The sequence below is a fragment of the Nonomuraea sp. NPDC049378 genome (genome assembly GCF_055586745.1).
The window spans coordinates 81,469-105,987 of sequence record NZ_JBVJHP010000007.1; the positions used below are offsets into that span (position 1 = coordinate 81,469).

Annotated in this window: 17 protein-coding genes; 6 read left to right on the forward strand and 11 right to left on the reverse strand. The window is 70.6% G+C overall.

Annotated features, from left to right (window positions below):
- Positions 1-72: 72 nt before the first annotated feature.
- The 5 genes from ACZ6SA_RS16745 (at position 73) to ACZ6SA_RS16765 (ending at position 6,878) form a co-directional block, all read left to right on the forward strand.
- On the forward strand, positions 73-1,215 hold the full coding sequence (locus ACZ6SA_RS16745; protein WP_465828725.1) for an ABC transporter substrate-binding protein: 1,143 nt from the start codon (positions 73-75) through the stop codon (positions 1,213-1,215).
- Position 1,216: 1 nt separating this feature from the next.
- Positions 1,217-2,086 carry a branched-chain amino acid ABC transporter permease gene (locus ACZ6SA_RS16750; RefSeq protein ID WP_347650134.1) on the forward strand — a complete coding sequence of 290 codons (870 nt, stop codon included), beginning with the start codon at positions 1,217-1,219 and terminating at the stop codon, positions 2,084-2,086.
- Entirely contained in the window at positions 2,083-3,888 is a 1,806-nt protein-coding gene (locus tag ACZ6SA_RS16755; RefSeq protein ID WP_347650135.1) for a branched-chain amino acid ABC transporter ATP-binding protein/permease, read from the forward strand. The genes ACZ6SA_RS16750 and ACZ6SA_RS16755 overlap by 4 nt, the downstream gene beginning before the upstream one ends.
- A complete protein-coding gene (locus ACZ6SA_RS16760) occupies positions 3,885-4,586 on the forward strand; it encodes an ABC transporter ATP-binding protein (protein ID WP_465828728.1) in 702 nt (233 codons plus the stop codon). Before ACZ6SA_RS16755 ends, ACZ6SA_RS16760 begins: the two co-directional genes overlap by 4 nt.
- Before the next feature lie 225 nt (positions 4,587-4,811).
- The gene (locus ACZ6SA_RS16765; protein ID WP_347650137.1) at positions 4,812-6,878 is read left to right on the forward strand and encodes an outer membrane protein assembly factor BamB family protein; all 2,067 of its coding nucleotides are present in this window, start codon (positions 4,812-4,814) and stop codon (positions 6,876-6,878) included.
- Positions 6,879-6,968: 90 nt separating this feature from the next.
- Here the strand turns inward: ACZ6SA_RS16765 and ACZ6SA_RS16770 are convergent, their stop codons facing one another.
- The 4 genes from ACZ6SA_RS16770 to ACZ6SA_RS16785 all read right to left on the reverse strand — a co-directional run bounded on the left by ACZ6SA_RS16770 (position 6,969) and on the right by ACZ6SA_RS16785 (position 13,147).
- On the reverse strand, positions 6,969-7,619 hold the full coding sequence (locus ACZ6SA_RS16770) for a TetR/AcrR family transcriptional regulator (RefSeq protein ID WP_347650138.1): 651 nt from the start codon (positions 7,617-7,619) through the stop codon (positions 6,969-6,971).
- Between the two features lie 9 nt (positions 7,620-7,628).
- Complete coding sequence (locus tag ACZ6SA_RS16775) at positions 7,629-9,383, reverse strand: bifunctional sugar phosphate isomerase/epimerase/4-hydroxyphenylpyruvate dioxygenase family protein (RefSeq protein WP_465828731.1); 1,755 nt, start codon at positions 9,381-9,383, stop codon at positions 7,629-7,631.
- 12 nt (positions 9,384-9,395) lie between these two features.
- Complete coding sequence (locus tag ACZ6SA_RS16780) at positions 9,396-10,241, reverse strand: shikimate dehydrogenase (protein WP_465828733.1); 846 nt, start codon at positions 10,239-10,241, stop codon at positions 9,396-9,398.
- A 128-nt stretch (positions 10,242-10,369) separates the two neighbouring features.
- On the reverse strand, positions 10,370-13,147 hold the full coding sequence (locus ACZ6SA_RS16785) for a TIM barrel protein (protein ID WP_465828735.1): 2,778 nt from the start codon (positions 13,145-13,147) through the stop codon (positions 10,370-10,372).
- Positions 13,148-13,372: 225 nt separating this feature from the next.
- Here ACZ6SA_RS16785 and ACZ6SA_RS16790 point away from each other — a divergent pair, with 225 nt between their 5' ends.
- A complete protein-coding gene (locus ACZ6SA_RS16790) occupies positions 13,373-15,514 on the forward strand; it encodes an alpha-glucuronidase (protein ID WP_465828737.1) in 2,142 nt (713 codons plus the stop codon).
- A gap of 12 nt (positions 15,515-15,526) precedes the next feature.
- On the opposite strand, the gene ACZ6SA_RS16795 is transcribed toward ACZ6SA_RS16790, so the two are convergent.
- The 7 genes from ACZ6SA_RS16795 to ACZ6SA_RS16825 form a co-directional block, all read right to left on the reverse strand.
- Complete coding sequence (locus tag ACZ6SA_RS16795) at positions 15,527-16,279, reverse strand: hypothetical protein (protein ID WP_465828739.1); 753 nt, start codon at positions 16,277-16,279, stop codon at positions 15,527-15,529.
- Positions 16,280-16,400: 121 nt separating this feature from the next.
- Positions 16,401-17,630 carry an MFS transporter gene (locus ACZ6SA_RS16800; protein ID WP_465828741.1) on the reverse strand — a complete coding sequence of 410 codons (1,230 nt, stop codon included), beginning with the start codon at positions 17,628-17,630 and terminating at the stop codon, positions 16,401-16,403.
- 398 nt (positions 17,631-18,028) lie between these two features.
- Entirely contained in the window at positions 18,029-19,222 is a 1,194-nt protein-coding gene (locus ACZ6SA_RS16805) for a cytochrome P450 (RefSeq protein ID WP_465828743.1), read from the reverse strand.
- 315 nt (positions 19,223-19,537) lie between these two features.
- Positions 19,538-21,172: an ABC transporter substrate-binding protein gene (locus tag ACZ6SA_RS16810; RefSeq protein ID WP_465828745.1), complete on the reverse strand. Its 1,635-nt coding sequence runs from the start codon at positions 21,170-21,172 to the stop codon at positions 19,538-19,540.
- A 46-nt stretch (positions 21,173-21,218) separates the two neighbouring features.
- Entirely contained in the window at positions 21,219-22,094 is an 876-nt protein-coding gene (locus tag ACZ6SA_RS16815; RefSeq protein WP_465828747.1) for a carbohydrate ABC transporter permease, read from the reverse strand.
- Positions 22,091-23,083, reverse strand: a complete 993-nt coding sequence (locus tag ACZ6SA_RS16820) for an ABC transporter permease (protein ID WP_347644363.1) — start codon at positions 23,081-23,083, stop codon at positions 22,091-22,093. The genes ACZ6SA_RS16815 and ACZ6SA_RS16820 overlap by 4 nt, the downstream gene beginning before the upstream one ends.
- Positions 23,080-24,366 carry a glycoside hydrolase family 3 C-terminal domain-containing protein gene (locus ACZ6SA_RS16825; RefSeq protein WP_465828750.1) on the reverse strand — a complete coding sequence of 429 codons (1,287 nt, stop codon included), beginning with the start codon at positions 24,364-24,366 and terminating at the stop codon, positions 23,080-23,082. The genes ACZ6SA_RS16820 and ACZ6SA_RS16825 overlap by 4 nt, the downstream gene beginning before the upstream one ends.
- Positions 24,367-24,519 lie beyond the last annotated feature (153 nt).

Consider the following 24,519-nt stretch of genomic DNA (forward strand, 5'->3'; position numbering starts at 1 on the left):
CCGTTCCTGTCACTTATAACGAACGTACTAGTCCGTGAATTGAGACTCACCTACCCCCCGACGAGGTGAACCGTGCGTTTCACGAGATTCTCCATCGCAGCAGCGGCCCTGATCACCGTCGCCGCCTGTGCCCCGCCCGGCCAGCAAGCCGACACCGCAGCCACGGCCACCGGCCCGATCAAGATCGCCAACGTCAACGCGCAGAGCGGCCAGCTCAGCTCGCTCGGCCAGTGGGAGCACAAGGGCGTCAAACTCGCCATCGACGAGGCCAACAAGGCAGGGGGCGTCAACGGACGGCAGATTCAGCTCGACCTGTTCGACAGCCAGGGCGACCCGACCGTGGGCACGAACGTGGCCAGAAAGATCGCCGCCGAAGGCTACATCGCCATGCTCGGCACCGCCGAGAGCGCGGTGACCCTGGCCATGGCGCCCATCCTGAAGGACGCCAAGATCCCCAACATCACCTCGGGCCAGTCGCCCAAGCTCGCCGAGCTGGGCAGCCCGTTCCTGTTCCTCAACGCGCCGACCAGCGTCACCTTCGACGAGACGCTGGCCAAGCACCTGGTGGACGACAAGGGCATGAAGGAGATCGCGCTGATCAGCAACAACGGCGCGTACGGGGCCGGCGAGCATGACGCGTTCCTGGCCTCGCTCAAGATCAGGAACGTCACCCCGCTGGCCGACGAGGTCGTCACCCCCGACCAGAAGGACTTCAACTCCAACCTCGCCAAGATCCGCGAGCAGGACCCGGAGGTGCTGTTCATCGGCGCCGAGGAGGTCCAGTCAGGGCTGATCGCCAAACAGGCCCGCGAGCTCGGCATCAAGGCGGTCTTCGCCGGTGGCGCCCCCGTGGGCACCGACGTGTACGCGACCACGGCCGGCTCGGAGAACGCCGAAGGCACCATCGTCAGCTCCCCCTACCTGAGCAACGAGGCCAGCCCGCAGATCGAGGAGTTCGCCGCCAAGTACAAGTCCGTCTACGATGAGGACGCCCGCATGCACGTGGCCAAGGCCTACGACGGCGCGTCCATCCTCGTCGAGGCCCTCAAGCAGACGGGCGGCGAGGGCGGTCGGAAACTGGCCGACGCCATCCGCGGCGCCAAGCGCGCCGGGCTGCTCGGCACCTACAACTACGACGCCAACGGCGTCGGCATCCACGAGACCAAGATCGGCCTGGTCAAGGACGGCAAGGTCGTGCCCGAGGCCGCGAGCTGACGTGCAGGTCTTCCTTCAGACCCTGATCGGCGGGATCACCTTCGGGGCGGTGTACGCGCTGGTGGCGATGGGCTTCTCGATCGTCTACCGCACCATGGGCCTGGTCAACTTCGCCCACGGCAGCGTCGTGATGATCGGCGCGTACGCCGCCTCCACCTTCTACATGGCCAGCAAGCTGCCGTTCGCCGTGGCCGTCGTGGTGGCGATCGCGGTCACCGGCCTGATCGGCTTGGTGATCGAGCGCTTCCTGCGGCCGCTGGAGAACAAGGACTTCACGCTGATGCTGATCGGCACGATCGGCTTCGGCGCCGTCCTGGAGGCGGGCGCGGTGCTCGTCTGGGGCGCGACCGGGCACGCCGTGCCGTCGCCGGTCGCGACGGGGCCGATCGACCTGGGCGGCATCCGCATCCCCGCCTACAGCCTGCTCGTCATCGCCGTCGCCGCCGCCGCGACCGGGCTGCTGGCGCTGTTCCTGCAGCGCACCAAGCGCGGCGCGGCCATGCAGGCAGCCGCCATGGACCACCAGGCCGCCACCGCGTGCGGCATCCACGTCGGCCGCAGCAACGCCCTGGCCTTCGGGATCGGCGCCGGCCTGGCCGCGCTGGCCGGCAGCCTCATCGGGCCCCTGCTGTACGTCAACCCGACCATGGGCGGCACGCTCGGCATCAAGGGCTTCGCCGCGGCCATGCTCGGCGGGTTCGGCAGCATGCCGGGCGCGATCGTCGGCGGCCTGGCCTTCGGCCTGCTCGACGCCTTCGCCGCCGGCAACTTCCAGGAGTACTCCGAACTCGTGACCTTCCTGGTGTTCGCGGTGATCGTGATGATCCGCCCCACCGGCATCTTCGGAGAGGCAACGGTGAACCGCGCATGAAACGTCTGGTGCTCATCGCCATCGCCGCGGTCGCGGCCTGGCTGCTGCCCTACGGCCTGGGCGGCTACGCCATCCACGTCGCCGACGTCGCGATCATCTTCGCGATCCTGGCCATCGGGCTCGGCCTGACGATGGGCGTGGCCGGGCAGATCAATCTGGCCCAGGTCGCCTTCTTCGGCGTCGGCGCCTACACGGTGGCCATCCTGACCACCGAGGCCGGGCTCGGCTTCTGGACGGCGGCCGTGCTGGCGCTGCTGACCGCGGTGGTGTTCGGCGTGCTGACCGGCATCCCGGCGCTGCGCATGCAGTCGCACTACCTGGGCATCGTCACCCTCGGCCTCGCGCTGGCCTTCACCAACTGGGTCACCAACTCCACGATCGCGGGCCGCGCCGAGGGCATCAGCGACATCCCGGTGCCGCCCATGTTCGGCATCGACCTGTCCAGCGGCTACCTGTTCTACTACGTCGAGGTGATCGTCTTCGCGGTCGCGCTGGCCTTCGCGCTGCTGGTCACCCGCTCGCCGCTGGGCCGCCGGCTGCGCGCGATGCGCGACGACGACCTGGCCGCAGGCTCGCTGGGCGCGGAGATCCCGCTGCTGCGCATGACCGCGTTCGTGCTGTCCGGACTGTACGGAGGCGTGGCCGGCATCCTGTACGCCGGGCTCATCCGCTTCGTCGCCCCCGAGTCGTTCAACATCGCCAACATGTTCCTGCTGCTCGCCATGGTCATCATCGGCGGCCGGAGCAGCATCCTGGGCTGCGTCGTCGGCGCGATCGGGCTTTCCCTGATCAGAGAGGCCCTGTTGGACGCCTCCGGCTACGCCCAGCTCGGCTACGGCCTGGTGGTCGTGCTCGTGGTGGTCTTCGCTCCCAAGGGCCTGGCGGGCCTGCCCGGCCAGATCAGGCACCTGGTGCGCCGGCGCACCGGCGCCTCGCGGGCTCAGCTGGGCCCGTTCCTGCCCTACGACGCCGCGTCCGTCGTCGACGGGCAGGCCGCGCTGGAGGTCCGGGAGGTGACGATGCGGTTCAAGGGACTGGTCGCCCTCGATGCGGTGTCCCTCACCGTTCCCACCGGTCAGATCCGCGGAATCGTCGGCCCGAACGGCTCGGGCAAGACGACGCTGTTCAATGTGATCAGTGGCTTCTACACGGCCACGCAGGGGTCGGTCGAGTTGCGCGGCCGCGGGGTGACGGGGCTGGCGCCTTACCGGCTCTCGCAGCGCGGCGTGGCGCGCACGTTCCAGAACCTGCGCCTGTTCGAGGATCTCAGCGTGCGCGAGAACCTGCTGCTCGCCCTTGACCGCACCCGCGCCTTCTGGATCTGGCGCTACCCGATCCTGCCGTGGAAGGTGCTGGGCCAGGAACGGACGCTGCGCCGCAGGGCGGAGGAGCTCATCGAACGCTTCGGGCTCACCGAGGTCGCCGACGCCGAGCCGCGCTCACTGCCGTACGGGATCCAGCGCCGCATCGAACTGGCCCGCGCCATGGCCATGTCCCCCACCCTGCTCCTGCTCGACGAGCCCGCCGCCGGGCTGAACGGCGAGGAGGTGCGGCAGCTCGCCGAGATCGTGCGCTCCATCAGGGACTCGGGCGTCACCGTGATCATCATCGAGCACCACATGGGGCTGGTCATGTCCCTGTGCGACCAGGTCACGGTGCTGTCCAGCGGCAAGGTCATCGCCGATGGGCCGCCCGCCGAGGTGGCCGTGCACCCGGACGTGGTGGCCGCCTACCTCGGTGACTCGATGGCTGCACCGACCGAGGAGACCGCGGAGGCCGCGGTGGAGGAGGCGACCCGATGACCACGCTCACCGTCGAAGGACTGTCAGTGCACTACGGCGGTGTCCGCGCCACCCACGAGGTCTCCTTCACCCTCGAAGCCGGCCAGTCGCTGGGCATCATCGGCGCCAACGGCGCGGGCAAGTCCTCCACGCTCAAGGCCGTCATGGGGCTGGCCCCGCGTCAGGCCAGGGCCATCCGCTTCGGCGACCACGACCTGCTGCGCGCGCCCGCGCACACGCTGGTCAGGCACGGCATCGGATACGTCCCCGAGGGCAGGCACGTCTTCCCAGGCCTCACGGTGGAGAAGAACCTCCTGCTCGGCGCGTACACCAAGAGCTGGAAACGCACCCCTGTCGACGAGGTGTACGAGCTGTTCCCGGTGCTGGGCGAGATGCGCCACCGGCTGGCGGGCGCGCTGTCCGGCGGGCAGCAGCAGATGCTGGCGGTGGGCCGGGCGCTGATGTGCCGGCCCCAGGTGATGCTCCTGGACGAGCCCTCGATGGGGTTGTCGCCGATTCTCGTCGCCGAGATCGCCGGCGTGCTCAAGCGGCTCAACGCCGACGGCCTGGCCATCCTGCTCGTCGAGCAGAACGCCAAGCTCACCTTCGATGTCACCACCACCTGCCTGGTCATGGAGAACGGCGTGATCGCCGCAACGGGCACCTCCGCCGAGCTGAGAAACGACCCCCAGGTCCGGCGCATCTATCTCGGCCTGTGACGGCCCGCTCCGGCTCGCCGCCCGCGGCACGGGGAGTTCTTCTCCTGACGGTCGACCGGGGGTGAGTCCGTGACTCGTCTGATGCCCGGCGGGGCTGAAACCGTCATGACACGCGAGAATCGAGGTCCGCTAGACGGTTCAAATGGTCCGTTGACAAGCAATGAGACGCGATCTATGCATCACACGGATACAAGAGTCCACAGAATGGAACGTTAGGGGATGCTCATGGTTCGTCGCAGAGAGTTACTCGCGGGCGCCGTTGCCGCCGTCGCCCTTGCGGGAGCCGGGCAGGCCCCGGCATCGGCAGCCACCAAGCGCTCCGATCGGGATTTCCCGAAGATCGGCGGAAACCTGGCCAATCAGAACCACAGCCGGCTGCGCGACCTTCACCGTGGCACCATCAGACGGCTGCGCGCCGCGTGGGTGAACAACATCGAGGGCGGCCTGGCATCCGGCAACAGCCAGAGCTCCACGGTGGCCGTGGACGGCGTTCTCTACATCGAATCGGCGCTGGGCAACGTCGTCGCGGTGGACGGCCGTACCGGGGCGACGATATGGAAGTACGAGCAGACGCGCGGCGCGGTCACCCGCCGCGGCGTCGCGGTCGGCGCCGGCAAGGTGTACACCTGCGCCAACGGCAACTGGCTGATCGCCCTCGACCAGCGCACCGGCCGGGTTCTCTGGGAACGGCAGCACAACGGCTACGGCAACCTGGAGAAGGTGGCCGTCACCTACCACGACGGCATGCTCTACTGCGGCACCAACGACGGGCCTCGCGGCGCGGCCCTCGCCTTCGACGCCGGGACCGGCGACCTGGTCTGGCACTTCTGGGGCACCGCGGCTCCAGGCGAGGTCGGCGGCGGCACCTGGGAGGGCGACTCCTGGCAGGCCGGCGGCGCGACACCGTGGATGCACTGCGCGATCGACGCCGAGCTCGGCCTGGTCTACTGGACGTTCGGCAACGCCAGGGGCAGCAGGTCGTCGCAGGACGGCTCCGAGCGCGGCGGGCAGAACCTGTTCGCCAACTCGATCGTGGCCATGGATCTGAAGACCGGCGCCCACCGCTGGCACTTCCAGTCCGTCCACCACGACATCTGGGACATGGACAACGTCATGGCGCCGGTGCTGGTGGACGCCCGCGTGCGCGGCCGGATGCGCAAGCTCGTCGTGTACGGCAGCAAGACCGGCATGTACTACATCCTCGACCGGGCCGACGGCTCCGCCCCTCTCGGCATCGACGAGTTGCCCGTGCCGCAGGAGCCGCGGCAGAAGACGTGGCCGACGCAGCCCTTCCCACGCCAGGGCGGCTGGACGGAGCTGAAGCCGGTGTGGCAGCCGCTGGGCACGCAACTGCCCGGTCTCCCGCACCGAGCGGTGCCGAACTACACCATCGGCGCGCTGTACACGCCGCACTGGGACGAGCCGATCCTCACCATCCCCGGCCACGGCGGCGGCGCCGACTGGAGCCACCAGTCCTACAGCCACAGCACCGGGCTCGTCTACACCGGCTTCGGGTACGTGGCCGCCGCCCACTCCCTCACCGAGTCCTCCAACGGGCTGCGCCCGCCGGGCGAGTACATGACCGGCGGCGTCGTGGCGGTGGACCCCTCCACCAACCGGGTGCGCTGGAAGAAGAACCTGCCCTACTCGCTGGCGCACGGCAACGGCATCCTCACCACCGCCTCCGATCTGCTGTTCATCGGCCAGCCCGACGGCAACCTGCTCTGCCTGGACGCCCGCGACGGCCGCGAGCTGTGGCGCTGGCAGACCGGCGCGGCCATCAGCAGCAGCCCCATCGCGTACGAGGTGGACGGCGAGCAGTACGTCGCCGTCTACGCCGGCGGCACGGGCATCCCCTACGGCAACTCCGCTCCGCGCGGCGACCACCTGTGGGCTTTCAAGCTCGGCGGACGGGTGTCCCCTGCCACCGCGCCGCCCCCGCCCGTGGTGCGCCGGCCGGTCTCAGGCGGGCCGGTGGACGGGTCCGTCGTGAACGACACGGTCGTGCTCGCCCGCGTCTACGCCGGCGGGCAGGTGGGCGCGGTCGAGTCCACGGCCGTGAACGCCATGGCGCCCACCCACCTGCGGGTGCCGGCGGGGACCACGGTGACGTTCGTCAACCCGCCGGACAACGTGCACGTGCACGGGGCCACCCAGTTCTTCGAGGGACTGTTCGATGTACGGCTCAGGCCGGGCGAGTCGTTCCAATACACCTTCACGAAACCGGGGGAGTATTTCTTCAACGACTGCCACAGCCCGCGCCCGACCGGGAAGGTCGAGGTCACGGGCTGATCGGCGCGACGTCGGGGCTCAGGAGCGGGAAACGTGCGGGCACCGGCGGGTCACGGCCGGCGATCACGAGCCAGGGCCCGCCGGCCGGGATCAGGCGCCCGCGCCGCGCAGATAGGCCACGACCGCGTCCCCCACCATCCGCCGCAGCCGGCCACGGTGTTCGGGCGCGGTCATGTCGCGCCCGAACAGCGCTCCGAAGGTGTGCTGGTTGGCCACCCGGAAGAAGCAGAACGAGCTGATCAGCATGTGCACGTCGATGGCGTCGGCGTCGGTGACGAAGTCGCCGCTCACCGTGCCCGCGTCGAGAATCGTCTCGATGAGGTCGAGCACGGGCGTGCCCAGGCCGGCCAGCGCCGGTGACTTGCGGATGTGCTCGGCCTGGTGGATGTTCTCGATCGTCACCAGCTTGATGAATTCGCGGTGCAGGTCGTGGTGGTCGAAGGTCAGCTCGGCCAGCGTGCGGATGGCCTCCAGCGGAGCCAGGTGCTCCACCTCGATGGCCCGCTCCATCTCGCGCACCTCGGCGTAGGCCTTCTCCAGGACGGCGATGTAGAGCCGTTCCTTGCTGCCGAAGTAGTAATAGATCATGCGCTTGGTGGTCCGCATGCGGGCGGCGATCTCATCGACCCGCGCCCCCGCGTAGCCGTGGCGGGCGAACTCCTGCTGCGCGACCACGAGGATCTCCGCCTTGGTGCGGTCAGGGTCCCGCTGGCGTTCGGGGGCGGCGGGCTGAGAGGTCACCAGCCCATCCTAGTGACCTGCCGCATGTTGCATGGCGAGCCGGATGGGGGCGTTGGCGGCGCCGTAGCCCTGGTAGCCGCCGGCGCGCTGCACGAGCTCGAAGAAGACCCGCCCCACCGTGACGGTGTACAGGTGCAGGAACTCGCCGCCGTGCTCGTCCCGGTCGTACAGCACGCCGAGGCGGCGCAGCTCGGGATCGGCCTCGTGGCGCGCCTCCAGGTCGTCGTAGTAGTTGCCCGGGATGGGCAGGAGCAGGCCGGGATGCTCGCTCCTCAGCCTCCGGGCGACGGCCACGACGTCGTCGCAGGCCAGCGCGACGTGTTGCCGCGGGAGGTGGTCGGCCCCCACCTGGGCGATGTTCATCACCATGCGCACGGCGCCGCCGGGCCCCGACATGGCCTTGCTGCGCAACATCCCGTACGGGTCGGGCACCTCCAGGCTCTCCTGCGGGCGCAGGCCCAGCACGCTGCGGTAGAACGACTGTGCCTCGTCGAAGTGGTGCCACGGCTGGGCGAGCGCGACGTGGTCGATGCCGGTGACCGGGCCCGGCACCGGCCCGGCCGGGGCGAAGTCGGCGAGCCAGGCCTGGTCGCAGAAGAAGATCTCGGTGCCGTCCGGCGCGGCCACCGCTTCCAGCTTGGCCTCCTCGGGGGCGCGCTCGCGGGGCAGCACCGGCGAGAGCAGCGACTCGGCGTGCTCGGCCGCGCCGGCCGGATCGGGGCTGTCGAGGCCGATGGCGATGAGCGCGGGGCCGGTGGCGGTGGTGGTGGTGGCGGTGGTGGTGGTGGCGGCGCTGAGCAGCAGCCGCGCGCCGCCCTGCTCCCACAGCTCGACCGGCTTGGTGGGGTGCGTGCCCGTGCGCGCGAAGCCGAGCACGCCCAGCAGCCTGCCCACCGGCCCTGTGCCGGACAGCTCGGCGAAGGCGAACCCCGTGGGGGCGGCCGGATGCGTCTCGCCGCGCAGGCTCTGCTCCAGGGCGATCAGCGAGCGCATGCCGTCCAGCGCGGTGCGCTCCGCCGACGCCTGGCGGAAGACGTCGTTGAACACCTCCAGCGACAGCGGCCCGGTGTAGCCCGCGCGCAGCACGCTGGCCACCAGCCCGGTCAGGTCGAAGGTGCCCTGCCCGGGGAAGCAGCGGTAGTGGCGGCTCCATTGCAGCACGTCCATGGCGGGCGGGGGTGCATCGGCGAGCTGCAGGAAGAAGATCTTGTCGCCGGGGATGGCCTCGATGCCGATGGGGTCGGAACCGCGCGAGAGGATGTGGAAGCTGTCCAGGCACACGCCAAGGCCGGGATGGTCGGCCAACCGCGCGACGCGCCAGGCGTGCAGGTACTCGCTGACATGCCGGCCCCAGGCCAGCGCCTCGTAGGCGATGCGGATGCCGTGGCCGGCGGCCCGCTCGGCCAGCAGCCGGAGCTGCTCGGCCGCCTGTTCGTCCCCGGCGATCGCGTCGGGCGAGACGTTCGAGCAGACCAGCAGCAGGTCCGCGCCGAGCCGCTCCATCACCCGGAACTTGTGCTCGGCCCGGCGCAGGTTGCGCGCCAGCGTGCCGGCGTCCACCGCCTCGAAGTCGCGGAAGGGCTGGTAGAGGTCGATGCCGAGGCCGAGGTCGGCGGCCCTGGCCCGCACCTCCTCCGGCGGCAGGGGACTGGCCAGCAGATCATTCTCGAAGATCTCCACCCCGTCGAACCCGGCGGCTGCGATGGCCTCCAGCTTCTCGGCCAGCGTGCCGCTCACGGACACGGTGGCGATGGACTTGCGCACGCTTTCTCCTCTTCAGACGGCGATCAGGTCGGTCAGGTGGGCGAGCATCCGCTCGGCGTCCGGCTCCCTGCCGGTGAACAGCCTGAACGCGTGCACGGCCTGGAAGACGACCATGCCGCCGCCGTCCAGCGTGCGGCAGCCGAGCGCCCTGGCCTGCTTGAGCAACTCGGTCTCCAGCGGCCGGTAGACGATGTCGGCCACCCACAGCCGGGGGTGGAGCAACTCGGCAGGCAGCGGCAGGCCCGGATGGCGGGCCATGCCGGTCGGGGTCGCGTGCACCAGTCCCTCCGCCCGCTCCAGCTGCTCCGGCAGCTCGGCCTGGGCCGCGAAGCGGGCGCGCCCGGCGCCATACCGGGCGGCCAGCTCACCAGCGAGGGCGCGAGCCCGCGCCACGTCGGCGTCGACGACGGTGATCCGGTCGGCTCCCATGGTGAGCATGGCGTGCGCCACCGCGGCCCCCGCTCCCCCGGCGCCGAGCTGCACGATCCGGCTGGTCGGCGCGTCGGGCAGGCCGCGGGCGAACGACTCGGCGAAGCCTGTCCAGTCGGTGTTGTGGCCGATGGCCCGATCGCCGTCGAACACCACGGTGTTGACCGCGCCGAGCATGCGGGCGTCCGGCGACAGCTCATCCAGGAACGGGATGACGGCCTGCTTGCAGGGGTGGGTGACGTTGAGCCCGTCGTAGCCGAACCGCCGCGCCGTGCGGACCAGCTCGCCCAGGTCACCACCCACGCGATCGATGTCGAGCAGCCGGTAGACGTAGTGCAAACCGTGGTGCACGGCCTCCTGCTCGTGCAGCGGCGGGCTCAAGGAGGGGCCGATGCCCGAGCCGATCAACCCCACCAGGAACGAATCCATCACGTCTCCCTTTCCAGCAGGTGCGACAGACGCGTGAGCGCCGGCGCGGGCCCGTAGACAGCCAGGACTCAAACCCGGCAGCACTAATGTACGTACTAGTGAGTTACGTTGCCATATCTGCTGATCGTCTATGCCGCCTCTGTGGGGCCCGTCCGCCGGGCGGCCACGTCGAGGTGACGGCGCGCCGCGGTGATCGCCAGGCGGGCATGCTCCTTGGCGCCCACCTGGGCCACGAGGGTGGCCCGGGGGATCTCCAGGGCGTACGGGATCCCGGGCGGCAGGGCGCCGAGGATGCCGTGCACGTCGAGGCCGCCCTCGCCGGGGAACAGGCGCTCGAAGCGCGCGGCATGGACGACCTCCTCCTGGGTGTCCGGCGCCTCGGCCGGGGCATCGCAGACGTGGGCGAAACGGAACCACTCGGATGGCAGATCACGCAGCTCGGCCACGCTGGAGCCGGAGCGTGCGAAGTGAATCAGGTCGATCAGGATGCCCGCGTTGGGCCGGCGGGTCTCACGCAGGACGCGTACGGCCTGCGTGAGGTCGCCGGTCTGGGTCCACGACGGGAATTCGAGATCGATGGTGAGGCCGAGCGGCCCGGCCAGTTCGCACAGTCGTGCGAACCGGTCGGCTTTGCGGGCGAAGTCCGGGTCCGGGAGCTGGCAGATGACGTGGCGGGCACCGAGCTCGGCGCCGGCTTCCAGGAAGCGCAGCAAGTCCGCGGGGTCGGCCTCGGGCGGGATCCGGGCGAGCTCGATGTCGAGCACCTCGACCCCCGTGGCCGCGAGACGGACCTTGGTCGCCCTCATCAGGGCCGGGTCGGTGGCGAGGGGATGGTGCGGCTCGTGCGGAGTGACCCTGGTCATGCGCAGGCCCACGTACCGATAGCCTGCGTCAGCGGCGGCGCTCACCAGGTCGGGCGGAGACAGGCTCAGCGCCGTCAGATGCGCCAGCGAATAGTCGTGCGCGTGGTCACCGCCGGCGGGGGCGGACGGCTCCCTCAGACTGGTCAGCCGCCGCCTGCGGTGGGCGGCCATGCGCACCGCCGCGTTGTTCGGAGCGCCGTAGCCGGAATACCCACCGACGCGCTGCACCACTTCGAAGAAGATTCGCGCGCCGAGCATCTCGGTGTAGAAGTGCAGGTATTCGCCGTGCTGATCGCGGTCGTAGAGCAGGGAATGCCGCCTCATCGCCGCAAGAAGTCGTGGTGGCAGCGCCAGGCGGGCGTCGAGGTCGTCGTAGTAGTTGTCGGGGATCCTCAGCAGCGGCGCGCCGAGTGCCCGCAACGCCTGCGCGCCGGCGATCGCGTCGTCGGTGCCGAAGGCGATGTGCTGCGGGTTCGGCACCGCCGGCGACCAGTCGCCCCGCCGTAGCGGCGCGGTGTTGAGACCGATCCGGACGCGCTGCTCCGGGTCGGTCGCGGCCCGGCTGTGCATCAGCCCGAACGGCGCGGGCAGCGTGGTGGTCTGCGTCGCCTGGAGGCCGAGCACAGCGCTATAGAAGAGCGCGGTCTGGTCGAAGTCATCGACCGACTCGGTGAGCGAGACATGGTCCGTCCCGGTCAACAGACCGTCGCCGCGGTCCACGCGGCCGGTGGGGGCGAAATCGTCGAGCCAGTTGTCGTCGCCGCCGGTGCGGCAGAAGAAGACGGCCGTTCCGCCGGGGGCCGCCACGGAGTCGAGATCGGCCTCCTCCCTCCGGCGGACTCGGGGCAGCACGGGCGCAAGCAGCCGCTCAGCGCGCCGGACCGAACCGGCCGGGTCGGCGCTCTCCACGGCCAGCGCGCAGATGGCCGCAGTGCCCGGCGGCACCGTCCGCTGCGGGGCGAAGTTCAGCAGAAGCCGGATCGTGCCCTGCGACCACAGCTGGACCGGCTTGGAGCGATGCTGGCCGGTATGGGTGAATCCGAGCGCGGTGAGCGCCCGCGCGAGGACAGGGCCGGAGACCTCATCCACGGCGAGTTCGGTGAACACGTGACCGCCGAGGTGCGGAGCCGGCGGCAGATCGGCCAGCCGAACGCGCTCACGAACCGCCGCCGGGCCGGCCGTTCCGACCGTCTCCTCCAGCGAGAGCAGCGAGCGCATCGCGTCGACGGCGACGTGCCGGGGATCCGCCTGCCGGCAGACGTCGTTGGACACCTCGACCGAGAGCGGGCCGTCGTATCCGGTGGCCAGGACATGGCCGACGAAGCCGGCCAGATCGAAAGCGCCCTGCCCGGGGAACAAACGGTGGTGCTCACTCCACTCCAGCACGTCCATGTTCAGCCGCGGTGCGTCGGCGAGCTGCAGGTGGAACACCTTCGACCCGGGCACGGCCCGGATCGTGGCGGGGTCCTCACCGCGGGCGAACACGTGGAAACTGTCCAGGCATAAGCCGAGCGCGGGATGGTCGGCTCGCCGGACGATCTGCCAGGCGTGGTCGACGGTGTTCACGAACCGGCCCCACGCCAGGCCCTCGTAGGCGATACGCAGGCCACGCCGGGCGGCCCTGCCCGCCAGCGTGTGGAGCTGCTGCGCGGCGCGGTCGTCGTCGTCGATGGCCGCCATGGACGTCGTCGAGCAGATCGCCATCGTGGTGGCGCCGAGTTGCTCCAGCACGTCGAACTTCCGCTCCGCCCGCCGCAGATTCGCCTCGAAAGTCGCGGGCGGTGCTGCCTCGAAGTCATGGAACGGCTGGTAGAGATGGATCGTCAGGCCGAGGTCGGCGCACTCCTGCCGGATCCGGCCCGGCGACCAGTTCGACACGATGAGGTCGCCCTCACAGATCTCGATCCCGCTGAAGCCCGCCGCGGAGGCGGCCGCGAGCTTGTCCTCGATGGTGCCGGAGAGACAGACCGTCGCGAGCGCCGGTGAAGGGCTCGCGGAGCGGCGGCCGAGAGGGCGTGGCATGCCTTGGCCGGTGGCGAGCATGGGCTTCTCACCTTCCTGGCGCATCGATCAACGAACGAACTAGATACTTACTTATATGCCTTGACGCTCATCGAAGGAAGAGGCGGCGCCGCGGGAACCGCCGGTCAGGCGGGGACCTCGCTCGGCCTCCCGCGTGTCGAGGGCGACGTCCCGGCGGCGCCGGGTGATCTGTTTTCGGTAGATTCGCGGACGGATCAGCCCATCGTTGAGCGGACAGAGGAACACGTGAGCATTCCCGAACTGGCGGACGTCCATCCCGCGTGGCTTCCCCCCGGCGCGTTCCGCGCGGTCGGCGCGCGCCGCGTCCTCGTGCTCGGCGACGGGCTCCTCACCGGCACCGTACGCGCGGAGGTCGGGCACGCCTGCGCCCGGCACGGCGGCTCCCTGGAGCAGGACGCGGCGGGCTCCCCCGACCTCGTGCTCGCGCTCTCAAGCGCGGCTCCCCCGGCCGTCACCTCCGCGGGCCCCTCAGTGGGCCCCTCAGTGGCCCGCGCGCTCGCAGCCGCGTGGGAAGTCCTGGCTGGGCAGGGCGGGTCCGCCATCGGCGAGGAGGGCTACCTGCTCGCCCGCCGCGACGGCGTCACCGTGGTGCTGGCCGGCGATCCGGCCGGCCTGCTCTACGGGCTGTTCCACGTGGTCAGGCTGGGCGAGGAGGCGTTCGCGGGCGAGCGCCCCGCAGAGCCGCACCGGCCCGCGGCGCGCCGGCGCATGCTCGACCACTGGGACAACGTCGACGTGCATCCGGTGATGGGCCAGGTCGAGCGCGGCTATTCCGGCGGGTCGATCTTCTGGCGGGACGGCGGCCCCCGCGGCGACCTGGCCAGGGTACGGGCCTACGCGCGGCTGCTGGCCGCGACCGGCGTGAACGCCATCACGGTGAACAACGTCAACGTGCACGCCACGGAGGCCCACCTCCTGACCGACCGGCTCGGCGACGTGGCCGCCATCGCCGACGAGGTGCGCCCGTACGGGATCCGGGTGCACCTGTCGGTCACCTTCGCCTCGCCGATGAGGCTCGGCGGGCTGCCCACCGCCGACCCGCTCGACGAGCGGGTGCGGGAGTGGTGGGCGCGCACCACCGAGCACGTGTACGCCGCCATCCCCGACTTCGGCGGGTACGTGGTCAAGGCCGACTCCGAAGGCCAGCCCGGGCCGTTCGCGTACGGGCGCAGCCACGCCGACGGCGCGAACGTGCTCGCCGACGCCCTGGCCCCGTTCGGCGGGGTCGTGCACTGGCGGGCCTTCGTCTACAACCACCGGCAGGACTGGCGCGACCGGTCGACCGATCGCGCCCGCGCCGCCCACGATCATTTCGCGCCGCTCGACGGGCGGTTCAGGGACAACGCGATCCTGCAGGTGAAGCACGGCCCGATGGACTTCCAGACGCGCGAGCCGGTGTCGCCGGTGATCGCGGCCATGCCGTCCACCCGGCTGGCGGTGGAGTTGCAGGTGACGCAGGAGTACACCGGCCAGCAGCGGCACGTGTGCTACCTGGCGCCGATGTGGAAGGAGGTGCTCGGGTTCAGGCCGTGGGGCCCAGGCGAGGACGGGGACGCCGCCGGGGACGCCGCCGGGGACAGGGCCGGGCGCAGCGTGGCGGACGTGGCGGTCGGGGCGTCGGGCGGCGGCGGCGGCCTGGTCGCGGTCTCCAACGTCGGCGACGACTTCTACTGGACGGGCCATCCGCTCGCGCAGGCCAACCTGTACGCCTTCGGCCGCCTGGCCTGGGACCCGCGGCTGGAGCCCGACGCCCTCCTCGACGAGTGGATCGACCTCACGTTCGCGCCGGCGCAGGGCGGCGACCCCGGTCCGCTGCGGCGCACGCTGCACGCGATGATGGACGGCTCGTGGCGCACCTACGAGCGTTACACGGCGCCGCTGGGCGTCGGGTTCATGGTCCGTCCCGGGCACCACTACGGCCCTGACGTGGACGGCTACGAGTACACGCCGTGGGGCACGTACCACTTCGCCGACCGCGACGGCGTCGGGGTCGACCGCACCCGCGCGTCCGGCACCGGGTTCACCGGCCAGTATCCGCAGCCGTGGTCCGACGTCTACGAGTCGCCCGGCACCTGCCCCGACGAGCTGCTGCTGTTCTTCCACCACGTCCCGTACGGTCACGTGCTGCACGACGGCACCACGGTCATCCAGCACATCTACGACACCCATTTCGCCGGGGTCGAGGAGGTGGCCGGGAGCCGGCGGCTGTGGGAGCGGGCGGAGCCGGGGGACGCGGCACTGCACGCGCGGGTGACGGAGCTGCTCGGCGAGCAGCTCCGCTGCGCGGAGGAGTGGCGCGACCAGGTCAACGCCTACTTCTTCCGCAAGTCGGGGGTGCCAGACGCCCGGGGCCGGCGCATCCCGTGACGCGCCGGCGCCTCAGGCGGTGAACCTCTCCCTGATCTCGTCGATCATCGGGCGGCTGTTGCGCAGCAGCGCCGCCGCGAAGACGACGGCCAGGAGAGTCACCGCCGCCTCGGTGGCGACCAGCGTGAGCCCGGCCGCCACCACGAGGAGGCAGAGGTTGCTCACGGTGACGCCGGGGAACCGCACGAGCGCGTACGACGCCAGCCGGGCGACGTCGGCCGCCCGGAACGCGAACAGCGAGGTGATGACCAGCGCGGCGGCGGCCCAGAGCGCCGCCGCCACGGCGACGGCGACGAGCAGCACCGCCCACCAGCCGGGGACGCCGGCGGCGGCGAAGTTCGCCAGGTTCGTCCCTACGACGGCCAGCCCCGCCAGCCACGGCGCCCAGATCTTCATGACCCCGGCGACGTTGCCCCGGTAACCGCGCCAGAACGCCGCCGCGGGACGCAGGTCCGTCAGGTCGGACCTGCGGTGGCGCAGCGCGTAGAGGGCGGCCGACAGCGCCGGCCCGGCGGGCAGCGCGCACAGCGCGGCCAGCGGGATGTTGCTCGCGTCGCGGTCGAGCAGGACGAGCGCCGCCAGCCCTGGCGCGGCGGTGACCAGGAACAGCAGCTCGACGACCAGCAGGGTGTAGACCAGCGCGGCGACGCGCGAGAGCGGCCCCGTGCCGAACCGCGCTTGCTCCCTGCCGGGAACAGCCCTCTCACCTGCGATGGAGAATGAGGCAGACGGGGCCGAGTCACGATCGTTCCGCGTGGATTCCACAGCAGCATCGTATACATCACGATTCCAGAGCTTTCGCGATGCGTTGACCGGCGATTGAGCCATGTGATGCGTCCAGCACGTGCCGACGGGCATCCGAGCACCCGCGTAGATCGGCGATGCCTCAACGAGGCTGCTGCCTCGGCCCCGGAGCGGCGCGAGCATCGTGATCACGTGGACCGGGGGACGCCTTGGTGGCTCTGTTCCAGGCCAGCAGCACCGGCACTCCCGCGACCAGCCCGGCGGCGCCGGCGATCGCCAGGCCGTGCTCCGGTCCGGCCGCTTCGACGAGGAGGCCGCCGAGCAGGATGCCCAGCCCCTGGGCGGCGACCATGCCGGAGGAGGCCAGGCCGACCGCCTGTCCCCTGCTCTGCGGCGGTGCGATCCTGACGTACTCCGCGTTGGCCGCGACCTGGTAGCCGGTGAGCACCCCGCACACCGTCCACAGGAGCAGCAACGCCACGTAGCCGGGGTCCGCCGCGCTGGCCACCAGCGGCGCACTGGCCGCCACCGCCATGGGGGCCATCAGCGCCATCCGCCGCGCTTCGGTGAAGAACCTGGACAGCACGAACACGCCGACGACGTTGCCCACGGGCAGGGCGGCCATGAGGAGCCCCGCCTCCGCGGTGCCCAGGCCGAACGAGGCGGCGTACGGCACCGCGATCGCCTCGGGGATGACGTGGAAGCCCGACAGCATGGCCAGGCCGAGCAGGCTGCGCAACGCGCGATGCCCGGCCACCAGCCGCAGCCCGCCGAGCAGGGAGATCGGCTGCTTGCCCGCGGCTGCCGGGCGCCGGCGCACCGTGGCCAGGGTGAGTGACGCGGCGGCGGCGAACGTGGCCGCGTTGATCAGGATGGCCGTCTCCGCGCCGGCCAGCGCCACCACGATGCCGCCGCCGGCGAAGCCGAGCAGCGTCACGACCTGGTCGCTGAGCTGGTGGACCGCCACTCCGGTCTGGTAGAGCTCGCGGGGCAGCACGTCGGGCGTCAGCGAGATGCGTGCCGCCCTGCCCGGCGAGTCGAGCAGTTGGGAGGCGAAGACCAGGGCGCACAGCGCGGGCAGCGGAAGGCCCGGCAGCGCGACGAACCCGATGAGGACGGTCCTGGCCACATCGCAGGCGATCGTGACCTCGCGCCGCGGGTAGCGGTCGGCCAGCCAGCCCAGCGCGGGCCCTCCGACCAGCGCGGGCACGAACGTCATCGCGTAGACGAGCGTGGTGACGGCGGCCGAGCCGCTGCGCTCGTAGGCGAGCACGGCCAGCGCGACGCGCGCCAGCTGGCTGCCCGCTCGCGACAACAACCCGCCCAGCCACAAACCGCGAAACTCGCCGATCGCGAGCACTTTGGCGTACATCGATCCCGTCCGGTCCGACTCGACTGTCCTGGCCGCCCTCGACGAACCCGCACTGCGGCAGGTCCCGCCACGCTCCGGCAACCCGCGCGGGCGGGCGCCGGCTCCCCGCGGTGGGTGGTGGCCCGCATGCCTGCAGACGCCACCACTCCACCGCGATCACCTCATCAGCCCCAGGTGGGATCGCGTCGCATCGCCCGCACCTCCTTTCAGGACACGCCGTCCGCCGGTTGCGGAGGGCACGAATTCCGGCTGGTACGTCCGGTCGCCACCGGCCTGGTGGCGCCATCGACGCGTCCAGCGGGCCCGGCGCGATCGCCGGAGCGCCGCCGGCGGGTCCTCGCCACACCCGGGTGATCCGTTCGTCGTCGCGGGCGGCGTCACCCCCCGGACCGGTGGGCTCACCAGGTCACCCGGAGCGAGTTCACGCCGTACACGACGCTGAAGACCCGGAAGTCGACCTGCTCGTACGGGTCGGCCAGGGCGAGACGGGGGAACCGCTGGAACAGGAGGGAGAAGGCGATGCGCATCTCCATCCGGGCCAGCGGCGCCCCGAGACAGTGATGCACGCCGTGGCCGAACGCGACATGACCGGCGGCCTGCCGGGTGACGTCGAGCCGGTCCGGGTCGCCGACGAACGCGTGATCGCGGTTGGCGGCGGGAAGCGAGCAGATCACCATCGCCCCCGCGGGGATGACCTGCCCGGCGATCTCCACCTCGGCCGTGGTGGAGCGGGGCGGAGGCGCCTGCGAAATGGACAGCCACCGCAGCAGCTCTTCGACGGCGGACTCGATCAGCGCCGGGTCCTCGCGGATCAACGCGAGCTGGTCCGGATGCCGCAGCAGGGCCAGGGTGCCCAGCCCCAGCATGTTCGAGGTGGTCTCGTGCCCGGCCAGCAGCAACTGCCCGGCCACGCCGATGAGCTCGTCGGCGCTGAGATCGCCGCCGTGCTCGCGCACCAGCATGCCCAGCATGTCCTCGCCCGGATCAGCCTGCGCCCGGGCGACCAGACCGGCCAGATAGGCGCGCTCCTCCCGCCGCACCGCGGTCAGCTCCTCCACCGGCAAGGAAACATCCAGCAAGCGCGTGGAACGCTCCTGGAACTCGAACCGGTCGGCATCCGGCACCCCCAGCAGCTCGCAGATCACCAGGGACGGCACCGGCAGCGCGAAGTGCGCCATCAGGTCGGCCGGCCTGCCCGCCCCCTCCAGACCGTCCAGAGCGGTCTGGACGATCTCGGTGATCCGCGGCTCCAGCCGGCGCATCCGGCGCGCCGTGAACTCGGCAGTGAGCATCCGGCGCAGCCGGGTGTGCTCCGGCGGATCCAACCCGATCAGCTGCCCGGCACGCATCCTGGCCACCTCATCGGGATCCAGCGCACCCGCTCCGCGAAGCGGCGTCAGGGCACTGCTGAACCGGGCCGGATCCGCCAGCACCCCGCGGACGTCCTCATGCCGGCAGACCAGGTACCCCGGCAGACCCCAGGCCGTCCCCACCTGCACCACACCCTCGCCGTCGCGAGCCTGGGCCAGTTCCTCTGCCGGGTCGAGCCCGTTCCGCCGAAACTGCAGCGGCACCTCTTGCGCATGCGTCATCGTCCGTCCACCCGTCCTGTGATCGATGCCCAGCGTCTTGCGCGGTGTGAACCGCGGCCCCGAGACGGCGCACGCGCCAGGAGCCTCGACGCGGAAGGCCGGAGCAGTTGTCGCTCATATCCAGGTGACGAACGGCCGGCCTTCCGGGGGACACCCCGGACCCGGGGAACGGCGTTCAGGGGCCGCGACAGGCACACGGTGGCATGTGCCGTACGTCTGCGGACCCCTGATGCCCCAGGTCAGGTAGTGGGTTCTAGCTGATCCGACGATTCCGCTCCGCGGGCGCTTCGCTCATCGGGAAGGCCCGGGCTCCACTCAGCCGTGTTCCTTCTTGAACCGCTCGTAGGCGGTGTTGACCAGGTTGATGTAGGAGGCCATGTTGTTGCCCTCCAGTTCCTTGACGTAGGCGTCCCACTCGCTGAGGTCGCGCTCGCCGAGGATGAACTTGAGCGTCTGCTGGGTGACGAAGTCCTTCAGCGGCGTCTCCCACAGCGTGGCCTGCTCGCGCTCCTCCTCCTTCAGCGGGTGGGGCGGATCGACCGGCCAGGCCTTCCTGGCGTTCATCACCTTCTGGAACTCCAGCTCCTCCTGGGAGAAGGTGGACTCCAGCAGCTTGGTGGGGCCGCCGTAGGCGAACACGCCGTTGGAGAAGCCGAAGTCCTTCTGCAGGTGCTTGGAGGCGTCGGGGTTGAGCCCGACGAAGTCGACGTCGTCGGCCAGCTTGTAGCCGCCGGAGGCGTCCTTGGTGTGCGTCGTGCCCTCGACGCCCCACTTGGCGAACTCCAGGCCCTGGTCGGAGTACCAGAGCCAGTCGACGAACTGCATCATGGCGACGAAGTTCTTGTGCTCCAGCGCCTTCTTGGAGATCATGACGCCGTTCTCGAGCCGGGTGCCGATCTTGTAGTCGCCGACGGGGCCCATGGGCACCGGGATCTTGGCGATCCTGGCGTCGGGGTTGGCCTTCGTGAGCGCGCCACGGAACTCGTTGACCAGGGTCTGCGCGTTGGTGCTGATCACGAACGACTTGCCGGAGATGAGCTTCTGGTCGGCCTGCTCGTCCTGCTGGGTGAAGGCTTCGGGGTCGAGCAGCTTCTCCTTCACCAGCTTGTGCAGGTACTCGATCATCTGCTTGTACTGCGGCATGGCGCCGGTGTAGACGAACTTGCCGGCGGTGGCGTCCCAGAAGGCGTGCTGGTACTCCCAGCCGCCCTTGGTGCCGTAGGCCTGGGCGACGAGCTTGAGCAGGTTGCCGCCGGGCGTGGGGATGCCGAACCGGTCGGTCATGGGATAGAGATCGGGGTATTTGGCCTTCATGGCCTTGAGGACAGTGTAGAGCTCCTCCCAGGTCTTCGGGACCTCCAGGTCGAGCTCCTCCAGGATGTCCATCCGGACGGCGAGGGTGTAGTCGACCCAGACGTTCTCGTGCAGGCCCGGCAGCAGGTAGATGCGGCCGTCGGCCTGCCGGAGCGTGTCGAGCTCCGGCTCCATCTTCCACTTGGCGACCTTGTCCTTGAAGTTCGGCATCAGGTCGAAGTACTCGCTGACCGGCAGGACCGCGCCCGAGGCCACGAAGGCCTCCTCCTGCGGGTGGTACGTCTTCGGGATGATGAGCGGGGCGTCCCCCGCGCCGATCATCAGGCTGCGCTTCTTCTCGTAGTCGCTCAGCGGCACCGCGACCGGCTTGAGCGTCACGTTCGTGCGCTTGGTCAGCTCTTCCCAGAACAGCCAGTCGTTCTTCAACGGGTAGAACGGGTGGTTGTTGTAGAGCACGTCGAACGACAGCGGCTCGGTGGCCTTGAACTGCTGGCTGACACCGTAGTTGGCCATCGCGCCCGCCTTGTTCGCGGACTGGGCGCTCTGCTTCGGGGCTTCGTCCTCGCCGCAGCCGGCGAGGACGAGGGTGAACGCACCCAAGCCGATGATCGCCTGACGCCGTGATAGTTCGCGCATTGGGGTTCCTTTGCCGTGTCCGGGGGGTTGTAGAGGCGTGAGGAGGCTAACCCTTGACCGCGCCGAGCATGACTCCGGAGACGAAGTACCGCTGGACGAAGGGGTAGACCGCGAGGATGGGCAGCACGGTGAGCATGATCGTCACCGACTGGATGTTGGCCGCGACCTGCGTGAGGTCCGCCGCGCCCGCGCCGGCGTTCTCGGCGCCGGTGGCGCCCGCGATGATGTTGCGCAGATAGACGGTGACCGGGAACAACTCCGTCCTGTTGAGGTAGAGGAACGCCGAGAACCACGAGTTCCAGAACGAGACCGCGTAGAACAGCACCATCGTGGCGATGACCGCCTTCGACAGCGGCAGCACGATCCGCCCCAGGATGCCGTAGGTGTTGAGCCCGTCGATGGCGGCGGCCTCTTCCAGGTCGCTCGGCAGGTTCTCGAAGAAGGCCTTCATGACCAGCAGGTTGAAGACGCTGATCGCGTTGGGCAACACGATGGCCCAGATGGAGTTCGTCAGCCCGAGGCTGTTGACCAGCACGTAGTTGGGGATGAGGCCGCCGTTGAAGAACATCGTGAAGACGGCGACCCAGATGAGGAACGTCCTGCCCTTGAGGTGCCTCTTGGACAGCACGTACGCGTAGCAGGTGGTCAGCACCATCGCGATGGCGGTGGCGACGACGGTGTAGACCACGGTGTTGCGGTAGTTCGTCCAGAACATCGGGTCCGCGACCACGATCTGGTACGTCGTGAGGTTGAACCCGCGCGGGATGAGGTTGACCTCGCCCGACAGGATGTACCGCTCCTCGCTGAAGGAGCGGGCGACGATGTTGACGAACGGATAGAGCGTCACGATCACCACGCCGGTCAGGACGACGGCGTTGACCACCTGGAAGGCCCGGTAGCCCCGGTTTCTGTCGAGTGTCACCACAGGCTCGTCCCCACTGCTCGACGGGAGATCAGGTTCGCCGACAGGATCAGGGTCAGCCCGATGAGGGCCTCGAACAGGCCGATCGCGGCGGCGTAGCTGAAGTTGCTGGACTCGACACCCATCCGGTAGAGGTACGTGGAGATCACGTCGGCGGTCGGATAGGTCAGGGGGTTGTAGAGCAGGAGCACCTTCTCGAAGCCGACGGCCATGAACGTGCCGATGTTGAGGATCAGCAGGGTGACCGCCGTCGGCCGGATGCCGGGCAGGGTGACGTGCCAGATCTGGCGCCACCGGCCGGCGCCGTCGATCCTGGCCGCCTCGTAGAGCTGCTCGTCGATGGTGGTGAGGGCGGCGAGGTAGAGGATCGTGCCCCAGCCGACCGTCTGCCAGATCTCCGACGAGATGTAGATCGTCCGGAACCACTCGGGTTTCTGCATGAACGTGATGGGATCGTCGCCGAACGCCCGCACCAGCTGGTTGACCGGCCCGTCGATGGCCAGCGTCTGCATGACGATGCCGGCCACGACCACGATCGACAGGAAGTGCGGCAGGTAGGACACCGACTGCAGGAACCTCTTCAGACCGCGGTTGCGGACCTCGTTGAGCAGCAGCGCCAGCACGATGGGCAGAGGGAAGCAGAACAGCAGGGTGAGCCCGCCGAGGATCGCGGTGTTGGTGAAGACGTTCCAGAACGTGGGGTCGTTCAGGAACAGGTTCACGTAGCGCAGGCCCACCCATTCCTCGCCCAGCACGCTGCCGCCGGGCTCGAACTTCCGGAACGCGATCACGTTGCCGATCATGGGGGCGTACCGGAAGATCGCGAAGAACAGCAGCGGGAGGATGGCCAGCGAGTACAGCTGCCAGTTGCGGCGGAACGCCCCGCTCCAGGAGGTCGAGGTGCCGGCGGGCCGCCGGCGGCGGCGGACGGGTGACCGGGCCTGCCTGGTGTCCGGTGGCGGGTTCACGGTCGTGGGGGTGCTGCTCATCCTCTGTCCTCCGGTGCGATGCGCTCGATCCGCGCCCGTGGCCGCTGCCGCCGCTCGTGGCCGACCTCGCGCACGTCGCCGGTCAGGCGCAGCGGCACGGCCGCGACCACGTCGGCGCTCGACCGCGCGAAGCGCAGCTCGACCTCGCCCGGCTCGACGATGCGCCTGCCGCGCACCCCGGTGAACGAGGTGACGTCCGCCGGCACGCCGAACGTCACGCGGGCGGCCTCGCCCGGCTCCAGCGGCACGCGGGCGTGACCGACCAGGCGGACCACGGGCCGCGTGGTCTGCGCGACCGGGTCGTGCAGGTAGAGCTGGACGACCTCGGTGCCGGGCCGCGGCCCGGCGTTGCGGACGGTGACCGCGACGCTCACCTCGCCGTCGACCGGCCAGGCGGCCGGCTCGCCGGGCTCCGCGAGCTTCGTCACGTCGCTCCATTCGAACGTGGTGTAGCCCAGCCCGTGGCCGAACGGGAACGCGGGGGTGGGGTCGACGGACGACACCTGGGAGCGCCGGCCCAGCCACGGCGACAGGTAGGTGGCCGGCAGGCCGCCCGCGTCGCGCGGCACGCTGACGGGCAGCCGCCCCGACGGGTTCACCGCGCCGGTGAGCACCTCGGCCAGCGCCTGGCCGCCGCGCTGGCCGGGGAAGAACGCGTACACGATGGCGGCGGCGCCGTCCGCCTCCTCGCCCAGCGCGTACGGCCGCCCGGCCAGCAGCACGAGGACCACGGGGGTGCCGGTGGCGAGCACGGCCCTGACGAGCTCGGACTGGACGCCCGGCAGGCGCAGGTCGGTGGCGTCGCAGCCCTCGCCGGAGGTGCCGCGCCCGAACAGCCCGGCCCGGTCGCCGACGGCCAGCACGCACACGTCGCTGGCGGCGGCGACCGTGGCGGCGGCCGCGATGCCGGAGGTGTCGTCGCCGGTGATGTCGCAGCCGGGCGCGTAGGCGAGGCGGGGCACCAGCGCACCCAGGGCCTCGCGCAGCGAGGGGATCTCCAGCCCGAGCCCGTGCTCGGGGTGGGCGCCCACGTGCGCGGGGAAGGCGTAGCAGCCGAGCATCGCCATCGGGTCGTCGGCGACCGGCCCCACGAGGGCCACCCGCCGGCCGGGCGCCAGCGGCAGGATGTCGCCGGTGTTGCGCAGCAGCACGGCCGACTCGCGGGCCAGCCGCAGGGCGATGTCCTGGCTCTCGGGGTCGTCGAGGCGGAGCCGGTCGGCGCCCTCGGGCAGGCACTGCCAGCCCTCGTCGAGCAGGCCGAGCTCGGCCTTCTGCGTCAGCACCCTGCGCAGCGGGGGGGGGGGGGGGGGGGGGGGGGGGGGGGGCCCCCCCTGCTCTCCCCCCCCCCCCCCCCCCCCCGCTTCCCGACCCGCCGCAACCCCACCACAACCAAAAAGGCCCCACGCACGCTTAAAGTGTCGTTCCCCTCCACTCTC

Bases quoted from the DNA above. Each gene is read 5' to 3' on its own strand.
- ACZ6SA_RS16805 (WP_465828743.1), bottom strand. From the start codon at position 19,222: ATGACGCATGCGCAAGAGGTGCCGCTGCAGTTTCGGCGGAACGGGCTC.
- ACZ6SA_RS16780 (WP_465828733.1), bottom strand. From the start codon at position 10,241: ATGGATTCGTTCCTGGTGGGGTTGATCGGCTCGGGCATCGGCCCCTCC.
- ACZ6SA_RS16785 (WP_465828735.1), bottom strand. From the start codon at position 13,147: ATGCTCGCCACCGGCCAAGGCATGCCACGCCCTCTCGGCCGCCGCTCC.
- ACZ6SA_RS16755 (WP_347650135.1), top strand. From the start codon at position 2,083: ATGAAACGTCTGGTGCTCATCGCCATCGCCGCGGTCGCGGCCTGGCTG.
- ACZ6SA_RS16765 (WP_347650137.1), top strand. From the start codon at position 4,812: ATGGTTCGTCGCAGAGAGTTACTCGCGGGCGCCGTTGCCGCCGTCGCC.
- ACZ6SA_RS16800 (WP_465828741.1), bottom strand. From the start codon at position 17,630: ATGTACGCCAAAGTGCTCGCGATCGGCGAGTTTCGCGGTTTGTGGCTG.
- ACZ6SA_RS16810 (WP_465828745.1), bottom strand. From the start codon at position 21,172: ATGCGCGAACTATCACGGCGTCAGGCGATCATCGGCTTGGGTGCGTTC.
- ACZ6SA_RS16820 (WP_347644363.1), bottom strand. From the start codon at position 23,083: ATGAGCAGCACCCCCACGACCGTGAACCCGCCACCGGACACCAGGCAG.
- ACZ6SA_RS16760 (WP_465828728.1), top strand. From the start codon at position 3,885: ATGACCACGCTCACCGTCGAAGGACTGTCAGTGCACTACGGCGGTGTC.